Origin of the sequence: Rhizobium sp. 9140 (assembly GCF_900067135.1) — a bacterium.
Taxonomy (GTDB): Bacteria; Pseudomonadota; Alphaproteobacteria; order Rhizobiales; family Rhizobiaceae; genus Ferranicluibacter.
On sequence record NZ_FJUR01000001.1, the window covers coordinates 294791 to 317844 of the forward strand.

General features: G+C 64.0%; 19 protein-coding genes. 11 read left to right on the forward strand and 8 right to left on the reverse strand.

Annotation, left to right across the window (positions count from 1 at the left end; genetic code table 11):
* Nucleotides 1-34: 34 nt before the first annotated feature.
* The 5 genes from GA0004734_RS01405 to GA0004734_RS01425 are packed head-to-tail and all read left to right on the forward strand — an operon-like array spanning nucleotide 35 to nucleotide 5858.
* Nucleotides 35-283 (forward strand): acyl carrier protein, encoded by a 249-nt coding sequence (locus GA0004734_RS01405; RefSeq protein ID WP_092930570.1) that lies wholly within the window; start codon nucleotides 35-37, stop codon nucleotides 281-283.
* Entirely contained in the window at nucleotides 283-1464 is a 1182-nt protein-coding gene (locus tag GA0004734_RS01410; protein WP_092930572.1) for an acyl-CoA dehydrogenase family protein, read from the forward strand. Before GA0004734_RS01405 ends, GA0004734_RS01410 begins: the two co-directional genes overlap by 1 nt.
* A 6-nt stretch (nucleotides 1465-1470) precedes the next feature.
* Nucleotides 1471-2379: an amino acid--[acyl-carrier-protein] ligase gene (locus GA0004734_RS01415; protein ID WP_092930574.1), complete on the forward strand. Its 909-nt coding sequence runs from the start codon at nucleotides 1471-1473 to the stop codon at nucleotides 2377-2379.
* 6 nt (nucleotides 2380-2385) lie between these two features.
* A complete protein-coding gene (locus tag GA0004734_RS01420) occupies nucleotides 2386-3354 on the forward strand; it encodes a DUF1839 family protein (protein ID WP_092930576.1) in 969 nt (322 codons plus the stop codon).
* Between the two features lie 41 nt (nucleotides 3355-3395).
* Entirely contained in the window at nucleotides 3396-5858 is a 2463-nt protein-coding gene (locus tag GA0004734_RS01425) for a glycoside hydrolase family 2 protein (protein ID WP_092930578.1), read from the forward strand.
* Nucleotides 5859-5877: 19 nt separating this feature from the next.
* Here GA0004734_RS01425 and GA0004734_RS01430 read toward each other — a convergent pair whose 3' ends face one another.
* The 3 genes from GA0004734_RS01430 to GA0004734_RS01440 form a co-directional block, all read right to left on the reverse strand.
* The gene (locus GA0004734_RS01430; RefSeq protein ID WP_092930580.1) at nucleotides 5878-7671 is read right to left on the reverse strand and encodes a hypothetical protein; all 1794 of its coding nucleotides are present in this window, start codon (nucleotides 7669-7671) and stop codon (nucleotides 5878-5880) included.
* Between the two features lie 101 nt (nucleotides 7672-7772).
* Complete coding sequence (locus GA0004734_RS01435; protein WP_175386171.1) at nucleotides 7773-8687, reverse strand: glycosyltransferase family 2 protein; 915 nt, start codon at nucleotides 8685-8687, stop codon at nucleotides 7773-7775.
* 118 nt (nucleotides 8688-8805) lie between these two features.
* Nucleotides 8806-10629, reverse strand: a complete 1824-nt coding sequence (locus GA0004734_RS01440) for an ABC transporter ATP-binding protein/permease (protein WP_245292314.1) — start codon at nucleotides 10627-10629, stop codon at nucleotides 8806-8808.
* 242 nt (nucleotides 10630-10871) lie between these two features.
* Here GA0004734_RS01440 and GA0004734_RS01445 point away from each other — a divergent pair, with 242 nt between their 5' ends.
* The 5 genes from GA0004734_RS01445 to rfbA all read left to right on the forward strand — a co-directional run bounded on the left by GA0004734_RS01445 (nucleotide 10872) and on the right by rfbA (nucleotide 16980).
* Nucleotides 10872-13412, forward strand: a complete 2541-nt coding sequence (locus GA0004734_RS01445; RefSeq protein ID WP_092930586.1) for a glycosyltransferase — start codon at nucleotides 10872-10874, stop codon at nucleotides 13410-13412.
* 121 nt (nucleotides 13413-13533) lie between these two features.
* A complete protein-coding gene (gene rfbC / locus GA0004734_RS01450; protein ID WP_092935744.1) occupies nucleotides 13534-14112 on the forward strand; it encodes a dTDP-4-dehydrorhamnose 3,5-epimerase in 579 nt (192 codons plus the stop codon).
* 18 nt (nucleotides 14113-14130) lie between these two features.
* A complete protein-coding gene (rfbB, locus tag GA0004734_RS01455; RefSeq protein WP_092930587.1) occupies nucleotides 14131-15195 on the forward strand; it encodes a dTDP-glucose 4,6-dehydratase in 1065 nt (354 codons plus the stop codon).
* A 5-nt stretch (nucleotides 15196-15200) separates the two neighbouring features.
* Nucleotides 15201-16085 carry a dTDP-4-dehydrorhamnose reductase gene (gene rfbD / locus GA0004734_RS01460; protein WP_092935746.1) on the forward strand — a complete coding sequence of 295 codons (885 nt, stop codon included), beginning with the start codon at nucleotides 15201-15203 and terminating at the stop codon, nucleotides 16083-16085.
* Nucleotides 16086-16104: 19 nt separating this feature from the next.
* Nucleotides 16105-16980 (forward strand): glucose-1-phosphate thymidylyltransferase RfbA, encoded by an 876-nt coding sequence (gene rfbA, locus GA0004734_RS01465; protein ID WP_092930589.1) that lies wholly within the window; start codon nucleotides 16105-16107, stop codon nucleotides 16978-16980.
* A 90-nt stretch (nucleotides 16981-17070) separates the two neighbouring features.
* On the opposite strand, the gene GA0004734_RS01470 is transcribed toward rfbA, so the two are convergent.
* Nucleotides 17071-17589 carry a Dps family protein gene (locus tag GA0004734_RS01470; RefSeq protein WP_092930591.1) on the reverse strand — a complete coding sequence of 173 codons (519 nt, stop codon included), beginning with the start codon at nucleotides 17587-17589 and terminating at the stop codon, nucleotides 17071-17073.
* A 293-nt stretch (nucleotides 17590-17882) separates the two neighbouring features.
* On the opposite strand from GA0004734_RS01470, the gene GA0004734_RS01475 reads away from it, so the two are divergent.
* Complete coding sequence (locus GA0004734_RS01475) at nucleotides 17883-19616, forward strand: chemotaxis protein (protein ID WP_139056216.1); 1734 nt, start codon at nucleotides 17883-17885, stop codon at nucleotides 19614-19616.
* Nucleotides 19617-19628: 12 nt separating this feature from the next.
* Here GA0004734_RS01475 and GA0004734_RS01480 read toward each other — a convergent pair whose 3' ends face one another.
* The 4 genes from GA0004734_RS01480 to GA0004734_RS01495 all read right to left on the reverse strand — a co-directional run bounded on the left by GA0004734_RS01480 (nucleotide 19629) and on the right by GA0004734_RS01495 (nucleotide 23053).
* A complete protein-coding gene (locus GA0004734_RS01480; protein WP_092930595.1) occupies nucleotides 19629-20336 on the reverse strand; it encodes a ParA family protein in 708 nt (235 codons plus the stop codon).
* 211 nt (nucleotides 20337-20547) lie between these two features.
* Nucleotides 20548-21639, reverse strand: coding sequence for a protein-glutamate methylesterase/protein-glutamine glutaminase (locus GA0004734_RS01485; protein ID WP_092930597.1), 1092 nt, complete (start codon nucleotides 21637-21639; stop codon nucleotides 20548-20550).
* Nucleotides 21640-21642: 3 nt separating this feature from the next.
* A complete protein-coding gene (locus GA0004734_RS01490; RefSeq protein ID WP_245292315.1) occupies nucleotides 21643-22521 on the reverse strand; it encodes a CheR family methyltransferase in 879 nt (292 codons plus the stop codon).
* 37 nt (nucleotides 22522-22558) lie between these two features.
* A complete protein-coding gene (locus GA0004734_RS01495) occupies nucleotides 22559-23053 on the reverse strand; it encodes a chemotaxis protein CheW (RefSeq protein WP_092930599.1) in 495 nt (164 codons plus the stop codon).
* Nucleotide 23054 lies beyond the last annotated feature (1 nt).

A 23054-nucleotide genomic window follows, 5' to 3' on the forward strand; every position in this document is an offset into this window, starting at 1 on the left:
AGGCCCTCGAGCCGCGCTGCAAAGGAGTGACGCCGTGAAGACACAGATCCGTGAGATGCTTGCCCAATATGCCTCCCTGCCCTCGGCAGCCGGTCTGGACGACGATGCGGACCTCTATGCAGCCGGCATGTCGTCGCATGGCTCGGTGCAGCTGATGCTGGCGCTCGAAGACACGTTCGATGTCGAGTTTCCCGACAACCTCTTGAACCGCAAGTCCTTCTCCACGATCGCCATCATCGAGCAGACGGTCAACCAGCTGGTGGCCGGGAAAGAAGCCGCCTGATGGACGTCGCCCTCAACGCTCAAGGATCGACGCTGCTGGAGCGCGCCCGCCGCGTGGCCGGCATCGCCGGCCAGCACGCCGACGACGTGGACCGCAATGCCCGCTTCCCGCGCGAAGCGGCGGATGCCCTGATCTCGGAACGGCTGCTGTCGATCCAGATCCCCGTCACGCTGGGCGGAGAGGGCGCGACGACCGCCCAGATCGCGGAAGTCTGCACCGTTCTCGGCCAAGCCTGCTCCGCCTCTGCCATGGTCTTCGCCATGCACCACATCAAACTGTCGAGCCTCGTATCCCACGGCATCGACAGCCCCTGGCACCAGAGCTTCATGCGCCGCATCGTTGACGAACAGCTTCTCATCGCCTCGGCGACGACGGAAGGCGGCATCGGCGGCAACATGCGCAATTCGATCTGCGCCATCGAGATCGACGGGGATACCTGTCGGCTTCAGAAGGACGCGACGGTCATTTCCTACGGCCGCCATGCGGACGCGATCCTCATCACCTCCCGCGCCCATGCCGATGCCGTGACGACCGACCAGGTCATGACCGTATTCACGAAGGATCAGTATACACTCGAGCGCACCAACGAATGGGACACGCTCGGCATGCGCGGCACCTGTTCGGAAGGTTATCTCTTCAAGGGCGAGGCCCCGAAGGAACAGATCCTGCCGAAACCTTTCGCGGAGATCGCGGCGCAATCCATGCTGGCAAGCTCGCACCTGCTCTGGGGCGGCGTCTGGTACGGCATCGCGGTCAATGCGATGACCCGCGCCCAGGCTTTCGTGCGCGCCGCAGCCCGCAAGAGCCCCGGCCAGACACCGCCCGGCGCGCTTCACCTCGCGGAAGCCTCCAGCCTCCTGCAACAGGTCCGCGCCAACGTCACGGCCGGCCTTGCCCGCTATGAGGCAGCCCTTGCCGAGCCGGAACTGCTCTCCTCCATGGGCTTCTCCGTCGCGATGAACAACGTGAAGATCGCAGTCTCCCGGACCGTGCCGCAGATCATCGACCACGCCATGCAGATCACCGGCATCATGGGCTATAAGAACGGCACCCCGTTCTCGCTCGGACGCCACCTGCGCGACGCACAGTCCGCGCAGCTGATGATCTCCAACGACCGCATTCTCGCCAATACGTCGAACATGCTTCTCGTCAACAAGATTGAAACCAACCTTCTGGGGTAACCGACCATGGATATGCAGCTTTCCTTGCTTGACCGGCTGTTTGCGGCCGGCCTCCTCATCGACACCGGCGTCGATGGCCTTTACGGCCGCAGCGGCGTGTTCGAAGACGTCATCACCCGCTTCGAAGCCGTCATCGATGGCCTCGGCGGCGTCGACAAGCCGGAGGCGATCCGCTTCCCGCCCGGCATGAACCGCGCCCATTTCGAAGGCTCGGGCTACATGAAGAGCTTTCCGCAGCTCGCCGGCACCATCCATTCCTTCTGCGGCTGCGAGCTCGACCATGTCAGCCTGCTGACCTGCATGGAAGAGGGCAAGGACTGGACCGGCCAGCAACAGGCGACCGACATCGTTCTGACGCCTGCCGCCTGCTACCCGCTCTATCCGACGATCGCCAAGCGTGGCGCCCTGCCAGCCGGCGGCGGCCTCTTCGACCTGCAGTCCTACTGCTTCCGTCATGAGCCGTCGAAGGAGCCGACCCGCATGCAGCTGTTCCGCATGCGGGAATATGTCCGCATGGGCAAGCCGGCGGACGTCGTCGCCTTCCGCCAGGATTGGATGGAGCGTGGAACCAAGCTGATGGAATCGGTCGGCCTGCCCGTCGAGATCGACGTCGCCAACGACCCCTTCTTCGGCCGCGCCGGCAAGATGTACAAGAACAACCAGCGCAACCAGAACCTCAAGTTCGAGCTGCTGATCCCCGTCAACGCCAATGCCGGCCCGACCGCCTGCATGAGCTTCAACTACCATCAGGACCATTTCGGCAAGACCTGGGGCCTGACGACGGACGACGGCGAAACGGCGCACACCGCCTGCGTCGGCTTCGGCCTGGAGCGCATCGCGCTGGCGCTCTTCAAGCACCACGGCCTCGACGTGAACGAATGGCCGGCACACGTCCGCAAGACGCTCTGGGGCTGATCGACCATGCAAGCCGTCTTTCCCGGCATCGTGCCCGAGACCTATCGCCCGCATGCGCTCCACGACAAGGAGCGCATGTGGCCGGAGACCAACTGCTACATCGATCTCTGGATCGAGGTCTTGAACACACTGGGCCTGCCGCCGGAAGCCATGCTCGGCTTCACACTGACGCAGGACTTCGAGGGCGACCAGTTCACCTTCTTCAAGGTGCCGCTGGAGGACCTCGAAGCGCTCTACGGCATCACCTGCACGGAACTTGCCATCTTCGACAAGGTCGAACGGCATCTGGAGACCCAGATCGCCCGCGGCCGTCTCTGCCTCGTCGAGATGGACAGCTTCTTCATGCCCGACACCGCGGGCGTCGCCTATGGCCGCGAACACGGCAAGACGACGATCGGCATCAACCGGCTGGACGTGGCCTCGCGCAGCCTCGACTACTTCCACAATGGCGGCTTCTTCCATCTGGAAGGCGACGATTTCGACGGCCTGTTCCAGACGCTCGGACACCCGGCGGCGCTGCCGCTCCTGCCCTATACCGAATTCGCCAAGCTGCCGGCCGTGCTGCCGGACGAGGCGCGCATCCGGGAGAAGGCGCAGGCGCTGCTGGCCTTTCACTTCGCCCGCCGCCCGCAGGACAACCCGTTTCGCGCCTTTGCCGCCGTTTTCCCGGCGCAGGTTGAGGCTCTGGCCAGCCGCGACTTCGATTTCTTCCACAAGTACGCCTTCAACACGCTTCGCCAGTTCGGCGCGAATTATGAACTGCTCGCCACCCATCTCGGCTGGCTTGCACCGGACGGTCTCTATGAGGCGGAACGGCTCGCAGCCCTGAAGATCTCCGAGGTCGGCAAGACCGTGCAGTTTCAGGTCGCCCGCGCCGTCAACCGCAAGAAATTCGACGCTCTGGCCGGTACGCTGACGCCGGCCGCAGAGGCTTGGGATGCTCTGATGCAAGGGCTGGCGGCAAAGCTCGCCTGATCTCGCATCCGCCGACGACAGACAGGAAACCTCAGGACATCATGACAACGCTGCCCGGCCGCCTTCGTCTCGTGGATGCACGCTCCCTGACGCAAGGCTGGCGCCTCGTCCTGACGCCCCCGGGGCTTCACGTCGATCCATCGACGCTCGCCGAGGACGACGGCATCCCCGCAACCGTGCCCGGCACCGTGGCCGGAGCACTGGAGGCGGCGGGCCTGTTCGATCGCACAGCCCCGGAGCCGCTGAACGGGCAGGATGCCTGGTTCGTGACCGTCATCGCGGATGAGCCGCCGGGTGACGCCATTCTCCGTTTCCAGGGTCTTGCGACCCTTTCCGACGTTTTTCTGAACGGCGAAAAGATCCTGTCCTCGCAGAGCATGTTCACGCGCCACGACGTCTCCGTGCGCCTGACAGGCAACGACCGGCTGGCGATCTGCTGCCGGGCGCTCCTGCCGCATCTGTCGCGCAAGCTGAAGCGCGCGCGCTGGCGCACCAAGATGATCGTGCCTGCCGGCCTGCGCGGCATGCGCACGACGGCGCTCGGCTACATGCCCGGCTGGTGTCCGGAGATCCACGCGGCCGGCCCCTATCGTCCCGTCATGCTTGAGCGTAGCGGACAGACGTCCGTCAGCGCCGTCGATATCGCTGCTTCGCTCGATGCCGACGGCACGGGCCGCCTGAACGTCCGCTTCGAGACGACGGTGGCGGGGGCGATCCGGCTGCGCTGCGCCGGCCACGAGATCCCTGTTCTGGTTGAGAACGGTCGCGTGGAGGCCACGCTTGTCCTGCCCGGCATCACCCCATGGTGGCCACGCAGCCATGGCGAACCGGTGCTCCACGAGGTCGAAATCCTCATCGGGGAGGATCGTCTCACGCTGGGCCGCACCGGCTTCCGCCGGATCGAGATCGACCGGGGCACCGATGGCACGCGGTTCGCCCTGAAAATCAACGGCGTCGGCGTCTTCTGCCGGGGCGCCGTCTGGACCAATGCCGACATCGTGGGCCTGCCGGGAACGCGGGAAGCCTACGCGCCGTGGCTGCGGCTCGCGGCAGACGCCAACATGAACATGATCCGCATCGGCGGAACCATGACCTACGAGAGCGCCGCCTTCTTCGCGCTCTGCGACGAACTGGGACTGATGGTCTGGCAGGATGCCATGCTCGCCAATTTCGACTATCCGACCGAGGACGAAGCCTTCGCCGCCCTGCTGCGCGAGGAGATCGAGACGCTGCTGAAGGCAACCCGCGCCTCGCCCTCGCTGACCGTCTTCTGCGGCGGTAGCGAAATGCACCAGCAGGCGGCGATGATGGGTCTCGCGGAGCGGGTGTGGTCAGGCCCGCTGACCGGCACCATCCTGCCGGGCATCGTGGCCAGCGAGCGGCCTGACATCGCCTATGTCCCCAATTCGCCATTCGGCGGCGCACAGCCCTTCTCGCCGAATGCCGGCGTCGGCCACTACTACGGCGTCGGCGCCTATGAACGGCCGCTCGAGGATGCGCGCCGCGCCGATGTGAGCTTCGCTGCCGAATGCCTCGCCTTTGCCAATGTGCCGGAGCAAGCGACGCTCGATGCGCACCTGCCCGTCGCCCCCGTCCACGATCCCCGATGGAAGGCCCGTGTTCCCCGCGACCGCGATGCCTCATGGGATTTCGAGGATACGCGCGACCACTATCTGGGCCGCCTCTACGATCTCGATCCAGCCCGGTTGCGGCGGGAAGACCCCGCACGCTATCTCGACCTGTCGCGTGCGGTCACCGGCGAGGTGATCGAAGCGACGTTCTCCGAATGGCGGCGCGCGGGCTCAGCCTGCGGCGGCGCGCTGGTCTGGACGTTCCAGGATCTGCTCGCCGGGGCCGGCTGGGGTCTCGTTGACGCCACGGGCCTGCCGAAACCCGTCTGGCACGCCATCCGCCGCGCCTTCCGCCCCGTTCAGGTGCTTCTGCTGGATGAGGGAACGAACGGCCTCGACATCCACCTCGTCAACGAGACGGCACGCGACGAGACGGTGCGGCTGGAAATCACCTGCCTTCGCGCAGGTCGCCGGCCGGTCATCTCCGGCCACCACGAAACCATCCTGCCGGCACGATCGAGGCAGCGCCTGCCGGCAACCGATCTCTTCGGCGCGTTCTTCGACACGACCTATGCCTACCGGTTCGCCGGTCCGCAGCATGACGTGACAGTCGCCCGCCTCGTCTTGGCGGGAACGAATACCCTCCTTGCCGAAGCCTTCGACTTCCCGCTCGGCCGCCGCCCGGCGATCCACGATGCAACGCTGATGGCGACCCTGATAGAAACAGATGAAGACTTCGCGCTCGATATCGCAACCGACCGCCTCGCCCAGTCCGTGCACATCGCCTGCCCCGGCTTCCTGCCGTCGGACAATTGGTTCCACCTCGCGCCCGGCGCCGCGCGCCGCATCCACCTCGTGCCACAATCGGAGACGCCGGCGAGGCCCTCCGGTGAGATCGCCGCCATCGGAAGCGCCCTGCCCGTCCATTTTTGACACCCACAGCGTGTGACGATCACGATGCCTTGCGTGTGGCGGAAGCGATTGCGAGGATCGTATCGCGGATGTGCTCGCGCAGTTCGCGCCGGGCCTTGGGCGGCGTGACATTGTGGTCCGCATCGGCCAGCAGGATCCGCGAGACGTTCGGATACCGCGCTAGAAGCTGGCCGTCCCGTCCAAAATGCTGGGACAGCCGCGCAAGGCCGATATCGCCTTCGCTGTAGACGAGCGAGATAGGCACATGACGGTCGCGCAATTGCCGGAACGCGCGGTGCACGCCGTTGCGCAGCCGCGCTTCGACCGACAGGGAACCGAGCACCGGGGCTGCCGTCCGCGAGACGCGGCGCGCGACGATCTTCAGGATATTGCCGGCGGCGCGGGGGACGTCGATCTTGCCCGAAAACAACCTGTAGGCCGTTTCCATGCGAAGAGCGCGCCGCTTGTAGTCGTCGAGCGAGCGGGGATTGTAGCGGATCATCTGATCCACATCGTCGCGCGGGTCCCAGGCGAAGGTCAGGATATTGATCGCGATGACCCCGCGGCACCGCGGATCGGCCAGTGCCGCGTTGAACGCAAGGTAGGCCCCGCTGCATCGCCCGACGAGGACGGGATCGGGCAGGCCGATGGCCTCGATACGATCGAGCGCGGCGCGCACATCGGAAATCTGTCCAGGCGAATAGAGCACCTGCCGGTCGCCCTCCGGCACCGGCGGGCTGTCGGCGATGCCGGCGGCATCGAACCGGAAGGAGGCGATACCGGATGCAGCCAGCATGCGCGCCGTCTCGACGGTCGAGCGCGCCCAGCCGGACTGCCGGTCGTAGCCGGTGCCGAGCAGCAGGGCAGTGCCTGAGGGAACGGCATCGGCCGGCGTGCAGAGGATTCCGAACAGCCGGTCGCCGGCGCCGAACCGCATCGGACATTCGATGAAGCCACCACCATCAACGACGCCGGAAGAGGGTGCCCCCCGCCCGGCATCCGCCTCGACCCCGAGCGGATCGAGCCCGAGGATCCAGTGGGTCAACGCCCGAAAGACCGTAACGGGCGTCTCGGCGATGGTCGGGTTCGACACGAGATCGGAATAGCCCTCGAAGACGATCCGGGTGACATCGGCACCCTCTGCCTGCAATTGAACTGCAAGTGCCCCATCGGCATCCGACTGCGGCCGTTCCGCAAGGAAAAAACGCGTCGATCCCGCCGGCTTGAACGCCTTTGCATCCGCGCTGCGCACGGCGGCGGCAACGCTGTCCTCCATCACCAGACCGGCAATGGACGTGCCTGGACCACCACTGCCGGGCGGCAGGCCCAATCCTTCGTCCACGACCTTTGCCCAAAGCGAAAGCTCACGCAGATACCGCCGCCCACTCGTGACAGGGGCGAGAAGCGCGACGCCCGCAAACAGAAATGAGGGTTCATTGGCCTGCAGCAGGTCCGGAACCGGGAGCGATCCGAACCCCTGCGCCACCACCACCAGGCGATCAAGCCCGGCGAGATCGCGAAGGCATCGCGCAGCGGCCAGCGCCGTCGTCGTGAAGGGTTCGAGACCCGAAGATTCGGACAGGTCGAGTGCATCGCCTGTGCCGGGATGGTCGTAGCGCAGGCTGGCAATGCCGGCATCGGCAAGGCTATCAGCAAACTCGCGCCACGCCTTGTGCACGCAAAGCTCTTCCAGGCCCCAGGGGCTGATAAACAGAACGGCGGCACGCGTTAAAACCCCTTGTGCCGGCGTGAAGAGGCCAACGGTGTTCTCGAACGTGACCGGCCGACCGGCAGGACGGGGCATCTGGGTGGCATCCACGCTGGCGGCAGTCATTGCGCATTCGGTTCCGTTGGTTGGACGCACGGGCGTGCGCGGATCGTCAATTTAAGGCGGTACCGGTTAATATTGGATCATTCTCATGAATATCCGCCCCCTCAGACCTGTGGCGAGACGTGTTTGAGAACGGTCTGCGGCGCCGCATTTCGGGGAGGTGCGGTACGCCACCCTTGCAGGCGGCCGAGCAGCAAATGTCGCGAACGGCGTGCCATCGCCCCGTCGCCCTTCAGGCCGTAAACGAGGATACCGGCCAGCGGTCGAAGGATTTCCGGCAGGAACCGTCGCATCGAAAAACCGTGTCGCCGCAGCACATAGCCAAGCCCGGCACCGTAGCGGTACATCTTCTGCGCATTCTCGCGCGTCCGCCGATCGCCATGGTCTTCGGGATGATGGGCCGTGAGTGTCGGATAATACCGTCCGCTCGCGCCTGTCTCCAGGCATTTGAGCACCATATCCTGGACCTCGTGTGCACCCCAGATCGTGCCCGACCCCGGCCCGAGCGCCGCATCGAACCCGCCTGCGGCCTCGAATACCGGTTTCCGCACGACCACGATCCACTCCATCAGCGTATTCCAGACCGTGTCCCGCGTGAGCGCCGTCGGCTCTGTTGCAAAGCTTCCCATGATCGTCCGCCCATCGGGCGCCGTCGGCCGGCCGCTATAGATGTCGGCGGGTTTCGACGCCATCAGTGCCTCCAGCGTCCGGAAGAATTCGTCGGGGTACCAGCAATCATCGTCCGGAAACATCAGCCAGATGCCGCGCGCCCGCGCCGCGCCGCGGTTTCGCGCGCGACAGACGCCCTTTTCGTCCGAGCGGATATGGACGATGTCGATCTCTTGGGAAAACCGCGCGAGAAGCGGCACGAGTCGGTCGTCACCGTTCTGATCGACGAACAGAACCTCGAGATCCCCACGTTTTTGGGCGAGGAGCGACAGCAGAAGGCGCTCGATCTCATCGACCCGCCCAAGAGTTGCTACGACGAGGGAAAAGCGATGTTGCAGTGGTCCTTCCACGTCGAACCTCCCGATCCGCCAAAGGCGCGGATGCCGTAGCGTCCGCCCCTGAGGGCGGCTGCATCCGGAATAGGCCAAATTCTCCAATAGCCGATTAATGGCGGCGCGAAAAAGCCGCCTAACCGTCGCGACGCGTCCTCAGGCTTCGCGGCTGCAGGCGCTTCAGCGTCTTGCCGCCAGGGTCGTTTTCCAGGTGCAGCACGCGCTTGAAGAACGTGTCGTTCGGCTGCATCCGCCCGATATTGATAATCGCAGCCTTCGCCGTCTCCACGGTGAAGAAGGTGACGACACGCTGGTAGGTTTCCGGATCGAGCGTATCGAGCACCTCCTCGACCACGATCCAGCGCGGCTTATGCAGGCCGAGCCGGGCGATGGCGAGCAGGCGCAACTCCGCCTCTGTGGGTTTCACCTGCGACTGCAGCGACTGATCGAGCCCTGCCACGAAACGATCGAGCCCGAGGCGCGTCAGCACAGAGGCGAGCTGCTCGCGCGGGAACCGGTCGGGTGCTGCGGGATGGATCAAGGTTTCCGCCACGCTACCGGGCGGAAAATAGGGTGTGCGTGGAATGAACGCCATACTGTCCGACGGCGGCAGCGCGAGCCGCCCGCGCCCCCAGGGCCAGAGGCCCGTCACCGCGCGGAAGAACGAGCTTTTGTCGACGTCGGTGCGGGCCGTGATCAGCACGCGGTCTCCGGGCAGGATCTCGACATGCGCATCGGCGAGCTTGACGCTGCCGGACGGCGACGCCACCGCAAGGTCGTCCATGACGATAGTGCCGGCACCCGGCTCAGCATAGACGATCCGTTTGTCGTTCTCGTAGCGCTCATCCGTCATCAGCATAGCCGAGCGGAAGGCGGAAACCCGCAGCAGCGTCGCACGCCAATCGGCCACAGCCTCGATATTGTCGACGAACCAGCGCAGCGATGCATGCACCTGGTTGAAGGCGCCGACGGCCATCATCAGCCCGCCGAAGGAAAGGTTTCCGGCAAAGAACACCGGTGCCGCGATGACGATCGGCGCAATCACCGTCACCCAGCCATAGCCGGCCGTCACCCAGGTCAGGCGGGTCATCGCAAACATCAGGCCGCGGCTGATCTCCAGCACCGAGGCAAGGTCGCGCTCGATCCGGCGTTTCTCGTTCGCCTCCCCGCCCGAGAGCGACACCGCCTCGATATGTTCGTTGACGCGCATGAGCGAGAACCGGAGCGCTGCCTCGCGCTGGTAGTGCTCGCCGTTCAGCTTCACGAGCGGCCGTCCGACCAGCCAGCTGAACCATGAGGCGATGCCGGCATAGAGGATGGCGGCCCAGACCATGTAGCCGGGAATGGCGACAGCATAGCCCTGGAAACGAAAGACGAAGCCGGCCGACAGCGACCAGAGCACGCCGATGAAGCTGACGAGCAGGATGCCGGACTGCACGAGCCCGATGCCGAGACCGGCCGTCAGATCGGTCAGGTGCCGTGCATCCTCGTGGATGCGCTGGTCCGGATTGATGCCGAGCGAACCGGCATTGGCAAGGCGGAACGCCCGCGTCGGCTTCATCCACTCGGTGATCAGGTCTCGTGTCAGGCCTTCCCGCAGCTTGATCTTGATCCACTGTCCAAGCCAGGTCTGGATGACGTTGAGGACGAGGATGACGCCGGCAATCTGCCCGAAGACGACGAATTGCCCGAGAAAGGCCGGCAGGTCGCGCCGCTCCAGCGTGTCGTAGAACGGCTTGTACCAGCGATTGAGAAAGATCTGCCCAACGGCAATGGCGATGATGACCGCAAGGAGACCGGCCGCCAGCAACAGGATGATGCGTCGCGACGGCGAGGCGACGAAGGCCTGCTGCATCATGCGCAGCTGCTGACCAAGCGTCTGCTCTTCCTCCAGATCCCCTGCCGCCACGCTGGTAGCGCGCCCTGTCTGCTTGTTGCGAGCGTCCCTGCGATGCGGCATGTCTGCGGCTTTCTTCCAAATCATGTTACGCTAAACTATAGCGCACCCCGCAATCTCTCCCACGGGAAAACGACCATGAAGCGGCGAGCTTGCCGCTTGCTGACCATCGGGGTGAAAAGAACGCCGCAAGCGCAGCCACCCGGATCACCGGCCCGTGCAGCCTGTGGGGGGATGTCGGCGTTTCCCTTCGCGCAGAGATCGTTTAAAGCGTTCGGCATCGCACGCTTTCGGAGAAGCCATTCGTGTCCGCCGAGATCTCCCTGGACGACCAACGCCGTCTTGCAGCCATCACCGCCATGACGGACGATCTCCGGCGCGAGATCACGTCTTCACCGCGCTGGGTCCAGCTCGCGCATCTGCTGAAGGACGCGGGCGCGCTGGAAGAAGCCGAGAAGGCCTATCGAACGGCGATCCGGTGCGACGGCACGGAATGGGATCCGAGACTGCACCTCGCCCACCTGTTGAAGCGTCTCGACCGGCTCCAGGAGGCGCTGACGATGTTCGAGACCATCCGCGCGCTGCCGGACGGACCGAATGTCGAACACGAGATCGCCGGATTGCGCGTCGCGCTCCTGCCCGAAAACAGCGTGATCCAGCGCCCGGCAGCGCCACCGCCCGCCTCTCCGCTTTCACCGCGCCTCCAGGCCCTGCTGGACGACCTCTCGGGCGAACTGGCGCGTGCCGGCATCGATCTTACCGATACCGCACCGGCGGCGGACACGACGACGCGCCCGCGTCTCCCGTCCCTCATCTGCTCGACCGACCTCAAGGCCGAACTGGTACCCAAGGCCAATCTGGTCATTCGCGACGGCGTTCTCACAGGAACCACCGACAATCCGCAATTCGAGATCCGGTGCGCCACCGCCTGCGCCACCGGCTGGGTCGAGATCGAATTCGGCATCGACATGAAGACGCCGATCGTCGAGCCGATCCTCTATGTCGAGCATGCACCGCAGTGGCAGGCCTTCTCGACGTTCCGTCTCATCCCACGCAATGGTCGGTTCCATGCGGTGTGCCGGCTGGATGCGCCCATCCTCGGCCTCCGGCTCGACCCGTCCGACGCCGCCGGCCCCTTCACCGTCACACAGATCGGCCTGCGCCAGATCGGGCTGAGCCGCGTCGTGCGCCATGCGTGGAAACGGGACCGCGCGGCGACGCGCGAAGCGCTGGCCAAGCGCCGGAACGAAGGCCCGGCAGCCATGGAAGCCGCACTGGCGCAATGCCTCGCAAATCCTCCGCTCGATGCCTACGAGCGCTGGATTCGCCGCTACGAGACGCCGTCACGACTTTCCGTGGATCAGGCCCGCACGAACATCGCCCGCTGGCCGAAAAAGCCGACTCTGGCAGTCCTCGTCGAATGGGATGCTTCGGAAACGATGCCCATCACCAGGACGCTGGCATCGCTCGCAGAGCAAATCTATCCGCACTGGACGCTCGACATCCTTGTACCCCGCCCGTTGACGGCAGGGGAACGGCAACAGATCGAGACCATCGTTCCCAGCGCCACCTTTCCCGCCAACCTGTCCGCAGCCCTCGACCTCCGGCAGGGCAACCACATCGTGCATGTCGATGCAGGAGACAGGCTTTCTCCCGCGGCGCTGTTCCGTCTTGCGGAAGAGATCTTCGCCAGACGCGGAAAGGGCACGGACATCATCTACACGGACGAGGATCATTGGGTCTCAGGCGAGCGCCGCGACCCGCTCTTCAAGCCCGACTGGGATCCGGACTTCCAGGCCTCGACCGGCTATATCGGCACCTTCGTCACGATCCGTCAGGACCGGCTGAGTCAGGCTCTTTCCGGACCGTCCGCACAGTGGCAGGACGTTTTGGCGATCGTGCTGGCTGGCGCCGCGGAAACGGACGTGCTGCATATACCCGACGTTCTGAACCATCGTCACGTCACGCCGAAACCTATCGCCTCCCTGCCGCAACCTCCAGAGGCGCCGGTCGGCGGCTGGCCGCACGTCACGCTGATGATCCCGACCCGCGACAGCGTCGATATCCTGCGCAACGGCGTTGCCTCGCTTCTTCGCGAGACCGATTATCCGAGCTTCGATATCCTCATCATCGACAATGGCAGTTCGCAGGCCGAAACGCTGGCCTATTTCGACGAGATCGCGGCCAGCGGGCAGGTCGGCATCGTCAACGTGCCAGGCCCGTTCAACTTCGCGCATCTGAACAATCGGGCAGCGACTGTGGCCAAAGGTACGGTGCTCGGCCTCGTCAACAACGACATCCTCGCTATCGAGCCTTCCTGGCTGAAAGCCATGGTGGCAGAGGCCGTGCGGCCTGAGATCGGCGCCGTCGGCGCGAAACTCCTCTACCCCTCCGGCCATGTACAGCACGGCGGCGTGGCCTGCGGCGTCGGCATCGTCACCGCGCATCCGCAGAAGTTCAAGGCTGGAGACGACCGCGGCGACATGGACAGCCTCGTCGCCACGCACCGCGTTTCCGCCGTTACCGCCGCCTGCCTCGTGGTCGAAAGCCGCAAATATGCCGAGGCCGGCGGAATGGACGAAGCCGCCCTGCAGATCGCCTTCAACGATGTCGATCTCTGCCTCAAACTGGATGCTGCCGGCTACCGCAACCTCATGGTGCCGGCCGCGCGCCTCATCCACCTCGAAAGCGCCACCCGCGGCCTCGACATGACGGGTGAGAAGGCGGCCAGATTCCGGCGCGAAGCCGAAACGATGCTGGCCCGCTGGAAGCAGCGGATCACCTACGATCCCTTCTACAATGTCAACCTGACGCGGGATCGCGAAGACGGCACAATTAAGGATTAGAGAAGAACGACAGGTCCCCGGCCTTTTGCCTTTCACAGATGTCTTGAAAGCTGCACAGACAAGTTGATACAAGCATTCTCGGCCGATAAACATATTTCAGCAACGATAGATGGACTTCTGCATGAATTTTGAGCGCCTTTCGATTTCCGACGTGGTCCTGATCAAGCCGAACAAGATCGGTGACGACCGCGGTTACTTCATGGAAACGTTCCGCCAGTCCCTGTTCGAGGAACAGGCGGCCAGGGTCGAGTTCCGTCAGGACAATCAGTCGCTTTCGGCGGATGCCGGCACGGTGCGCGGATTGCACTTCCAGCTGGAACCGCGCGCACAGGGCAAGCTCGTGCGCTGCATCGCGGGCGCCATCTATGACGTCGCCGTCGATATCCGCGTCGGCTCGCCCACCTATGGCCAGTATGTCGGCGCGGAACTGACTGCGCAGAACGGTCACCAGCTGTGGGTTCCCGCGGGCTTTGCCCACGGCTTCTGCACCTTGGTGCCGGCCACCGAGGTCAGCTACAAGGTAACGGACTATTACAGCGCCGAGCACGACCGCGGGCTGCGCTGGGACGATCCGGCCATCGGCATCGTCTGGCCCGATGTCGCCAAGACGCCTGTCCTGTCGAAGAAGGACACGCTTCAGCCGCTGCTGGCGGAGTTGAAAGAAAGCTTCACCTATACCGGCCCCGCCGCCAACTCGTAACCATCAGGAAACCCGACTATGCGCGTTATTGTTACCGGAGGCGCCGGCTTCATCGGTTCGGCCGTGGTTCGTTACCTCGTCCTTGAGAAGAGCTACGAGGTTCTCACCATCGACAAGCTGACCTATGCCGGCACGCTGACCTCGCTCGACAGCATTAGCAACCAGGCTAACCACAGGTTCCTGCAGGCCGATATCTGCGATCGCAGCGCCATCCAGGAAGCCTTCGACACATTCCGCCCGAACCGCGTCATGCATCTCGCGGCCGAAAGCCATGTCGACCGTTCGATCACGGGTGCCGCCGACTTCGTGCAGACCAACGTCATCGGCACGTTCACCATGCTGGAAGCCGCCCGCGCTTACTGGAACACGCTGGAAGCCGATGCCAAGGAAGCCTTCCGCTTCCTGCACGTATCGACGGATGAGGTCTATGGATCGCTCGGCGACGAAGGTCTCTTCACCGAAACAACGCCCTACGACCCGAGCTCGCCATACTCGGCTTCCAAGGCATCGTCGGACCATCTGGCCAAGGCCTGGCAGCGCACCTACGGTCTGCCGATCGTGGTGTCGAACTGCTCGAACAATTACGGCCCCTACCATTTCCCGGAAAAGCTCATCCCGCTGATCATCCTCAATGCGATGCACGGCAAGAAGCTGCCCGTTTATGGCAGCGGCGCCAACATCCGCGACTGGCTCTATGTCGAGGATCACGCCCGCGCGCTGGATCTGATCGCCGAGCGCGGCCAGGTCGGCGAGACCTACAATGTCGGCGGCCGCAACGAACGGCGCAACATCGACGTCGTCCACCGCGTCTGCGAGCTCATGGACACGCTGCGTCCGCAGGGCGCGCCGCATGCCAAGCTGATCGAGCACGTCACCGACCGTCCGGGTCACGACGCCCGCTACGCCATCGACGCGACGCGCCTGGAAACCGAACTCGGCTGGAAGGCGCTCGAGAACTTCGACACCGGCATCGAGAAGACGGTGCGCTGGTATCTGGAGAACGAATGGTGGTGGAAGCCGCTGCGCGACGGCTATGACGGCGGTCGCCTCGGCCTTATCCAGACACAGCCGAAGGCTTCCTGATGGCCCTGACATATCTCGTCACTGGCAAGGAAGGACAGGTCGTCCGCTCGATCATCGAGCGGGCCGCCAACCATCCTGATATCGCCATCGTCACCTTCGGTCGCCCGGAGGTGGATTTCAGCGCGCCGGAAACGCTCGGACCGGCCATCGCATCCATCAAGCCTGACGTCATCATCTCCGCTGCCGCCTACACGGCGGTGGATCAGGCCGAAAGCGAGGAAGATCTCGCCACCAAGGTCAATGGCGAGGCAGCGGGCGCGCTGTCGCGAGCGGCTGCCGGACTCGGTATTCCGATCGTCCACATCTCCACCGATTACGTTTTCGACGGGACCAAGACGGGCGCCTATGTCGAAAGCGACCCGGTTGCGCCGATCGGCGCTTACGGCCGCTCGAAGCTTGCCGGCGAAGAAGCCGTGGCGGCGGCGACGGCGAACCATGCCATTCTGCGCACCGCCTGGGTTCACAGCCCCTACGGCAAGAATTTCGTCAAGACGATGCTGCGCGTGGCGGCCGATCGCGACGAGATGAACGTGGTTGCCGATCAGGTGGGATGCCCGACCTCGGCGCTCGACATCGCCGATGCCGTTCTGATGGTCGCCGGCAACCTTCTGAAGAGCGACGACACGGCGCTGCGCGGCATATTCCACCTGACCAATGCCGGCCGCGCCAGCTGGGCGGAGTTCGCAACCGAGATCTTCCGCCTGTCGGCAGAACAGGGCGGGCCGTCTGCGAAGGTCAACCCGATCCCGTCAAGTGCCTATCCGACGCCGGCAAAACGTCCGGCCAATTCCCAGCTCGACGGCAGCAAGCTTTCCGCCACCCACGGCGTCACCCTGCAGGACTGGCGCGCAGCGACCGAAACGGTCGTCACCCGTATCCTTCAGGCATAGTTTCATTAGGAGTATTTCGATGAAGGGTATTATTCTCGCAGGCGGCAGCGGTACGCGCCTGCATCCGATGACGCTGGTCACATCCAAGCAGCTGATGCCGGTCTACGACAAGCCGATGATCTATTATCCGCTGTCCACGCTGATGCTGGCCGGGATCAAGGACATCCTGATCATCTCGACCCCGGTGGACCTGCCGAACTTCCAGCGTCTGCTGGGTGACGGCAGCGCCTGGGGCATCAACCTCACCTATGCCGAACAGCCGTCCCCCGATGGTCTGGCGCAGGCCTATATCATCGGCGCCGATTTCGTCGGCTCGGATCCCTCCTGCCTCATCCTCGGCGACAACATCTTCTACGGCCACGGGATTACCGACCTCTTCGACCGTGCGAGCACGCGCACAGAGGGCGCCACCGTGTTCGCCTATCACGTCGCCGATCCCGAGCGTTACGGCGTGGTCGAGTTCGACAAGAGCATGAAGGCGCTCTCCATCGAGGAAAAGCCACCGGCGCCGAAGTCCAACTGGGCCGTGACCGGTCTCTACTTCTACGACGCCGCCGTCGTCGAGATCGCCGCCAATCTCAAGCCCTCGCCGCGTGGCGAACTCGAGATCACCGACGTCAACCGGGTCTACCTCGAGCGCGGCAATCTCAGCGTCGAACTCATGGGCCGCGGCTATGCCTGGCTCGATACGGGAACTCCCGATAGCCTTCTCGATGCCGGCGAGTTCGTCGCCACGCTGGAACGTCGCCAGGGCTTCAAGATCGCCTGCCCGGAAGAAATCGCCTATCTCAATGGCTTCATCGACGCCAACCAGCTGGAAGTGCTCGGCAAGAAACTCGGCAAGAGCACCTACGGCAAGTATCTCCTGTCGCGCCTGCAGGACGGCAAGATCTGAAAGAAATCTCGACAATGCATCGAACGTGAAAGAGGCGCAGGCTGTAAAGTCTGCGCCACTTTTCATTTCTACGCCGTGCGGAACGATCGATCAGGTGTTGGTTCCGCGCAGGATCTCGAACAGGAACCAGACGCGCTTCTCGCCGTCGTCGATCCAGTTTTCCAGCAGGCTTGCGGTGGCGACATCGCCATGCTCATCGCAGACGTCGTGCAGTTCCCGCATGCTTTGGACCAGGGCTCCATTATCGTCGCGCAGCTCCGCGAGCATCTCGTGCGGATGCACGAAGTCGGCATCATTGTCCTTGATCCGCTGCTGGCGGGAGATGTCGCCGATCGACTTCAGGGTCGATCCGCCGAGCTTGCGAACACGCTCCGCCAGCGGATCGGTTATGGCAAGCAATTCCGCACCGTGATCGTCGAGCAGCAGATGATAGTCGCGGAAGTTTGCACCGGACATATGCCAGTGGAAATTCTTGGTCTTCAGGTAAAGTGCGAAGACATCGGCCAGAAGGGCCGACGCGCCTCCCGAAATGTCCTTCACACCATCCTGAGAAAGGCCTGTCGGCGTCTTCAGGTCGGCCTTGCGGCGCGATTTTACGGACTGGTCCATGGGTTCTGTCCTTGTCTTGGAATATCTGATGGTTTGAAGATCGTGACGTAGACAATGTCGTCGCTGGCGCCTACGGCAGGGGAAACAACGATCCACGGGCGGAAAGAGGCGTTCGCCCCTGGTTCGGCATGCCGAAACAGCAACGGATGACACAAGGGGAAGTTCCGCCCAGCGCACCGAAGGATGCATCGGATCGGGGAAACCTCAGGTTACAATCCCTTAAGCCTGCTCCTTTACGGCACATTCGCGTCTTTGCGCTACACATGGGTAGAACGAAGAGTGGACCCAGAACCATGCCGCTAGCCCTGCGTAATTCCCAATCGAGCACCTATGCACGCGGCAACCTCGAAGACAGGTTGATGCAGGCGCATCAGCGCATAGAGACGGCGTTTCTGGATGGCGGAGCGTCCCTCGTAGCTGCGATGGAACTCGTGACCGGGCTCGTCGGCACGCTCGATCGCGTCACCGGGGCTCTGGACGGCGAGACGACGACGGCGGCGATTGCAGGTCTGCACCGGACGGTCGCAGAGCTCGCCCGCCTGCCGGACATCATGGCAGAACGGCAATTGTCCTTCGACGAGATCGCCGATCTCTGCGCCGCATCGCGCCGCCATGTCGATGACATGCATGAGACCTTTCGCTACCTCAAGGTCTTCGCCATCACCGTCAAGATTACCGGCGCCGGCCTCGACGAATTTGCCGATTTCGCCGATGAAATCCGTGACCGCATCCATTCGGGCGCGAGCGAGATCGAGCGTTTCGCAACCGAGCTCAAATCCATGCAGGGCGAACTGTCCACCGCGCGCAGCTTTTCCTCCTCCGTTCTCGGCGATTTTCGCGTCGCTATCCCCGAGATCGCCGCCAACCTCACCGGCAATGCGACCCGGCTGATCGCCCAGCACGCGGCCATGGCCAAGCGCGCCGGCGAGGTCAGGGCTGTCGCTGCCAACGTCCAGACGAAAATCGCCGCGGCGTTGTCTGCCCTTCAGATCGGCGATATCACGCGGCAGCGGATCGAGCATGTCCAAGCGAGCTTTACCCATCTCGACGCCTTCCTCGAAGGCGATGGCCGGCACCTTGGCAGTGCCGAGCGAGACGGCATCGCCGCCTGCGTGCTGCATCTGGCCCACGCCCAGCTGGAAGAGACGCTGCTGGATTTTCGGAAGAAATGCGCCAGCGTCTTCACGACGATCTCAAGCTTCACCGCGGATGCCTCCCGCATTCTCGACCTCAGGTCCGAGCTTGCGGGCTTTCGCGACGCGCCGGACGAGGACATTCTGAAGGTCATCGCGCGCGACATCCGCCACGCCTGCGACCTCGCCGCCCGTGTCGAGGGTCGCAACCGCGATGCGACGGCTCTCGTCGCTTCTGTCGTCGATGCCGTGCAGACGCTGATCACGGCGATCGAGATGATCCGATCGATCAAGGTCGATATCCACTACATGGCGCTGAACTCCAACCTGCGATGCTCGCGACTGGGCGATGCCGGGCGCTCGGTCAACGTCGTCAGTGGCGAGCTGCGCACGTTTGCCGGCCGGCTGGAAGAGCCCGCCGACAATGTCGTCGCCGGCATGCGGCGCATCGAAACCTCCGCCGCCTCGCTCTCGTCCGGCAGCGGCTCGGAGATCGCAAATATCGCAATGCCGCTCGACATAGCCCTCCGGTCGATCTCGGCGGTCTCGACGCAGATGGACGAAAATCTAGACGCCTTCAACGAACAGGGCGATGCCGTCTTTGGAAAGATCGCTTCGGCCATCGGCGCGCTCGACTTCGAAAGCAGCCTCGGCACCGTTCTGGAAGCCTGCGTCGAGATGGCCGGCCGTTTTGCCGAAGATCTGGGTGCGCCCATGCCGTCAGCGGCAGCGGCTAGCCTGTCGCAGACCATCTACCGAACCTACACGATGGCGCAGGAGCGCGACATTCACCTGTCGATCTTCCCGACGGACGCGTTGGACACGGCACCTGCGGCTGCCACGCCCGTTACCGCGATGAGCGATGACGATCTCTTCGAGGACGCGTTGTTCTAGTCTTGACCCCCGTCAGGCTGCGTCGGCCTTGAGGGAAAGGCCGGACTCACCGGCCCTCGCCCGGCCCTTCACCAGCGCCTGCACCTCGTCGGCATAGCGTTCCGCATTGAGGATTGCCTTGTCGAGGTTGCTGACGCGGTCGCGGTTCATGAGATGCAGGAAAGTCTTGTACTCGAACATGTCGCGGAACGCGGCGCGCTCGATGATCGGGGTCGAGAGCATATGCACGGAGCGCTCCTGCAGCAGCATCTTGACCGCGAGAAGGCCGCGCGTGGTGATCATGGAGTTGACCCGCGAGAGAACCACCGAATGGGGAATGCGGATACCGGCCTTGCGATCGAGATAGGACAGCAGTTCCAGAACCTGAGCTCCGCCCTGCGCATCCATCGAACTGCCCTGAATGGGGATCAGCACGTGATCGGACAGGCCGAGCGCAGTTGCCAGCAAGGGCGACTGGGCGCCGGGCAGATCGATGATGACGTAGTCGGCGGAGCAATATTCCTCGACCGTGCGCGGCAAGGCCGAGAGCGAGACGAAGGTGGCGACCGTCAGGTTGGCGACGGGCTCGGCGGCCTCGAACCAGCGTGAAATCCAGCGTTGCGGATCGGTATCGATGATCGCGACGCGATGTCCGCGCCGCACGAGTTCCGTTGCCAGCAGCAGGACGGCCGTGGTCTTGCCGGCGCCGCCCTTGGTATTGGCGAAAGTGATGATAGCCATTGCAAACCCCGTTTCCGTCACAGAGCTTGTCATCGCCCGTCCCGACCGCCGCTCACATGGCGTCGGAGACAAGTTTTGCGGCGTCGTGGTTAAGGCCGGGTTAAAACAGCCACAGCAATTCCCGCAAAAGTGCGCAGCGGTTTTGCGTCCGGAATTGCGTTGAAACAATGAGATGGAGGGTTTTCGCGATTCGGAGAAAAGCGGAAACGCTCTACCGGCGCCTGTCCTCGGAGAGAATTTCCATAGCAATCTGGCCGAGCGGCACGATCCGATCGACACCGCCACGGGCGATCGCTTCCTTCGGCATGCCAAAGACGACGGACGTCGCTTCGTCCTGGGCGATCGTGAAGGCGCCAGCCTGATGCATTTCCAGCATGCCGCGCGCACCGTCGTCGCCCATTCCTGTCATGATCGCCGCCATGGCATTGCTGCCGGCCGCCCGCGCCGCCGAGCGGAACAGAACGTCCACTGACGGGCGATGGCGCGAGACGAGCGGCCCGGCCCGGACCGAGACGTGATAGCGCGCACCCTGCCGCTCCAGCATCATGTGACGGTCGCCGGGTGCAATCAGCACATGGCCGCGCAGCACCGGATCGCCATCCTCGGCCTCCTTCACCTCGACGTCGCAAAGCCCGTTCAGGCGCTTGGCAAAGGCGGCCGTAAATTTCTCCGGCATGTGCTGGACGATGACGATGCCGGGCGCATTCGACGGCAGCCGTTCGAGCAGTTCACGCAGCGCTTCCGTGCCGCCGGTGGAGGCGCCGATACAGACGACCATCTCCGTGGTGCGCGCCATGGCCTTGCCGGAAGGCGGCGGCAGCATGGCATCGGCCGTCAGTTTCTCGCTGGGTCCGCCTGCAGATGCCGACGTGCCACGTCCGGCCTTCTGCCGGACGCGTGCCTGGGCCGCACTCTTGACCACATCGCAGATCCGGGCCGCCTGTTCGGCGAGATAGTCCGCCGCGCCGATCTTCGGCTTCAGGATGACATCGACGGCCCCAGCTTCCAGCGCCTGCATCAGCGTTTCCGTACCCGTCTCCGTCAGCGATGAACACATGACGACGGGAATGGGCCGTTGCGACATCAGCTTGCGCAGGAAGGTGATGCCGTCCATGCGCGGCATCTCCACATCCAGCGTGATGACGTCGGGAATTTCCTCCTGGATGCGCTTGGCGGCCATGAACGGATCCGACGCAGCACCGATAACGGTAATGGCAGGGTCGGATTCCAGAACGGCCGTCAGCGTCTGCCGGACGCTCGCGGAATCATCGACGATCAGGACGCGGATCTGTTTGCCGGGCACAGGCTATTCCTTCACGAAGACAGTATTGGCAAGCTGGCGGACCGGCAGGTTCATGCCGGTGATCGACTCGGAGTGGCCGATCAGCAGATGCCCGCCGGGAAGCAGGTGATCGACCAGACGGTTCAGCACATGCGTCTGGGTCTTCTTATCGAAGTAGATCAGCACATTGCGGCAGAAGATCACATGCATCGGATCGCCGACGCGATAGACGTCGTCCATGAAGTTCAGCCGCATGCAGCCGACGCGGGAGCGGAGCTGAGGCACGATCCGCACCTCGCCGCGCGCCGGATCCCGAGCGCTCATGACGAAGCGGCGGCGCAGATCGGCCGGAACCGGCCGGATCATCTCCTGTGTATAGATGCCTTTGGTCGCAACCTCGAGAACCTGGGTCGAGAGATCGGTGGCCAGGATCGAATAATCGGGACCGTTGCAGGTCTGCCGGTAGTCCTCCAGCACCATCGCCATCGTGTAGGGTTCCGCACCCGTGGAACAGGCCGCACTCCAGGTGCGGACGCGCCGCACGCCCTGTTCCTTCAATCCCGGCAGGATCGTCTGGCGCAGGACGTCGAAATGGTTCGGCTCGCGGAAGAAATCCGTCTTGTTGGTGGTGACGGCGTCGATCAGGTGGATCGCCTCGCGCTCGATCCCATGGCCGTCGAACAGAAAATCGCAATAGGCGTCGAGTGTTTCGATGCCGGTGGCGCGCAGCCGCCGCCGCAACCGGCCTTCGAGCATGGTGGCCTTGCTCTGCGGCATCTTGATGCCGCTATAGTCGTAGATATAGGCGCCGAGCCGCTTGAAGTTGCGCGCACTCAGCCGTCCCCCTTCCGTAGAGGAAGCGCCATGACGGGGAGCGTCTTGATAGGAAGCGGCCTGTGTCACGGAAAAGATGCTCCTGGGATAGCTGGCCTTGCCGCGTTCATGCGACGCTCCGCTCCGGCAGGCCGGTCGCGGCAAGCGCCGGTCCGCTGTCCGAAAACAACCGGGCAAGATCGATGATGACGACGAAGCCGGTTTCGCGGCGGACCACGCCGCGGATGTAGTCCGAGCGCCAGCGCACGCCGATGTCGGGGGCCTGCTCGATGCTGTCGCGCCGGAAGGGCGTCACCTCGAACACCTTGTCGGCGACCAGCCCCAGCGCGAGGTCCTTCTCGCCCAGGGGAATGTCCAGCACCAGAATGCGGGTGTGGGGCGTGCGCACGGTGGGCGTCATGCCCAGCCGCAGGCGCAGGTCGATGATCGGCACGCCTTGGCCGCGCACGTCGCGCAGGCCCATCAGGTAGTCTGGCCCGTGCGGGATCTTGAACGGGTCCTCGTGGTCCAGGATCTCCCGGACCACGGTAACGGGGACGGCAAACAGCTCTTCCCCGAGGCTGAAGGTGACGAACTGGGACTCCGCCGGCATATGGTCCATA

Bases quoted from the DNA above. Each gene is read 5' to 3' on its own strand.
- GA0004734_RS01420 (WP_092930576.1), top strand. From the start codon at position 2,386: ATGCAAGCCGTCTTTCCCGGCATCGTGCCCGAGACCTATCGCCCGCAT.
- GA0004734_RS01415 (WP_092930574.1), top strand. From the start codon at position 1,471: ATGGATATGCAGCTTTCCTTGCTTGACCGGCTGTTTGCGGCCGGCCTC.
- GA0004734_RS01440 (WP_245292314.1), bottom strand. From the start codon at position 10,629: ATGCCGCATCGCAGGGACGCTCGCAACAAGCAGACAGGGCGCGCTACC.
- rfbC (WP_092935744.1), top strand. From the start codon at position 13,534: ATGAATTTTGAGCGCCTTTCGATTTCCGACGTGGTCCTGATCAAGCCG.
- GA0004734_RS01410 (WP_092930572.1), top strand. From the start codon at position 283: ATGGACGTCGCCCTCAACGCTCAAGGATCGACGCTGCTGGAGCGCGCC.
- GA0004734_RS01425 (WP_092930578.1), top strand. From the start codon at position 3,396: ATGACAACGCTGCCCGGCCGCCTTCGTCTCGTGGATGCACGCTCCCTG.
- GA0004734_RS01470 (WP_092930591.1), bottom strand. From the start codon at position 17,589: ATGGACCAGTCCGTAAAATCGCGCCGCAAGGCCGACCTGAAGACGCCG.
- rfbB (WP_092930587.1), top strand. From the start codon at position 14,131: ATGCGCGTTATTGTTACCGGAGGCGCCGGCTTCATCGGTTCGGCCGTG.
- GA0004734_RS01430 (WP_092930580.1), bottom strand. From the start codon at position 7,671: ATGACTGCCGCCAGCGTGGATGCCACCCAGATGCCCCGTCCTGCCGGT.
- GA0004734_RS01475 (WP_139056216.1), top strand. From the start codon at position 17,883: ATGCCGCTAGCCCTGCGTAATTCCCAATCGAGCACCTATGCACGCGGC.
- rfbA (WP_092930589.1), top strand. From the start codon at position 16,105: ATGAAGGGTATTATTCTCGCAGGCGGCAGCGGTACGCGCCTGCATCCG.
- GA0004734_RS01495 (WP_092930599.1), bottom strand. From the start codon at position 23,053: ATGGACCATATGCCGGCGGAGTCCCAGTTCGTCACCTTCAGCCTCGGG.
- GA0004734_RS01480 (WP_092930595.1), bottom strand. From the start codon at position 20,336: ATGGCTATCATCACTTTCGCCAATACCAAGGGCGGCGCCGGCAAGACC.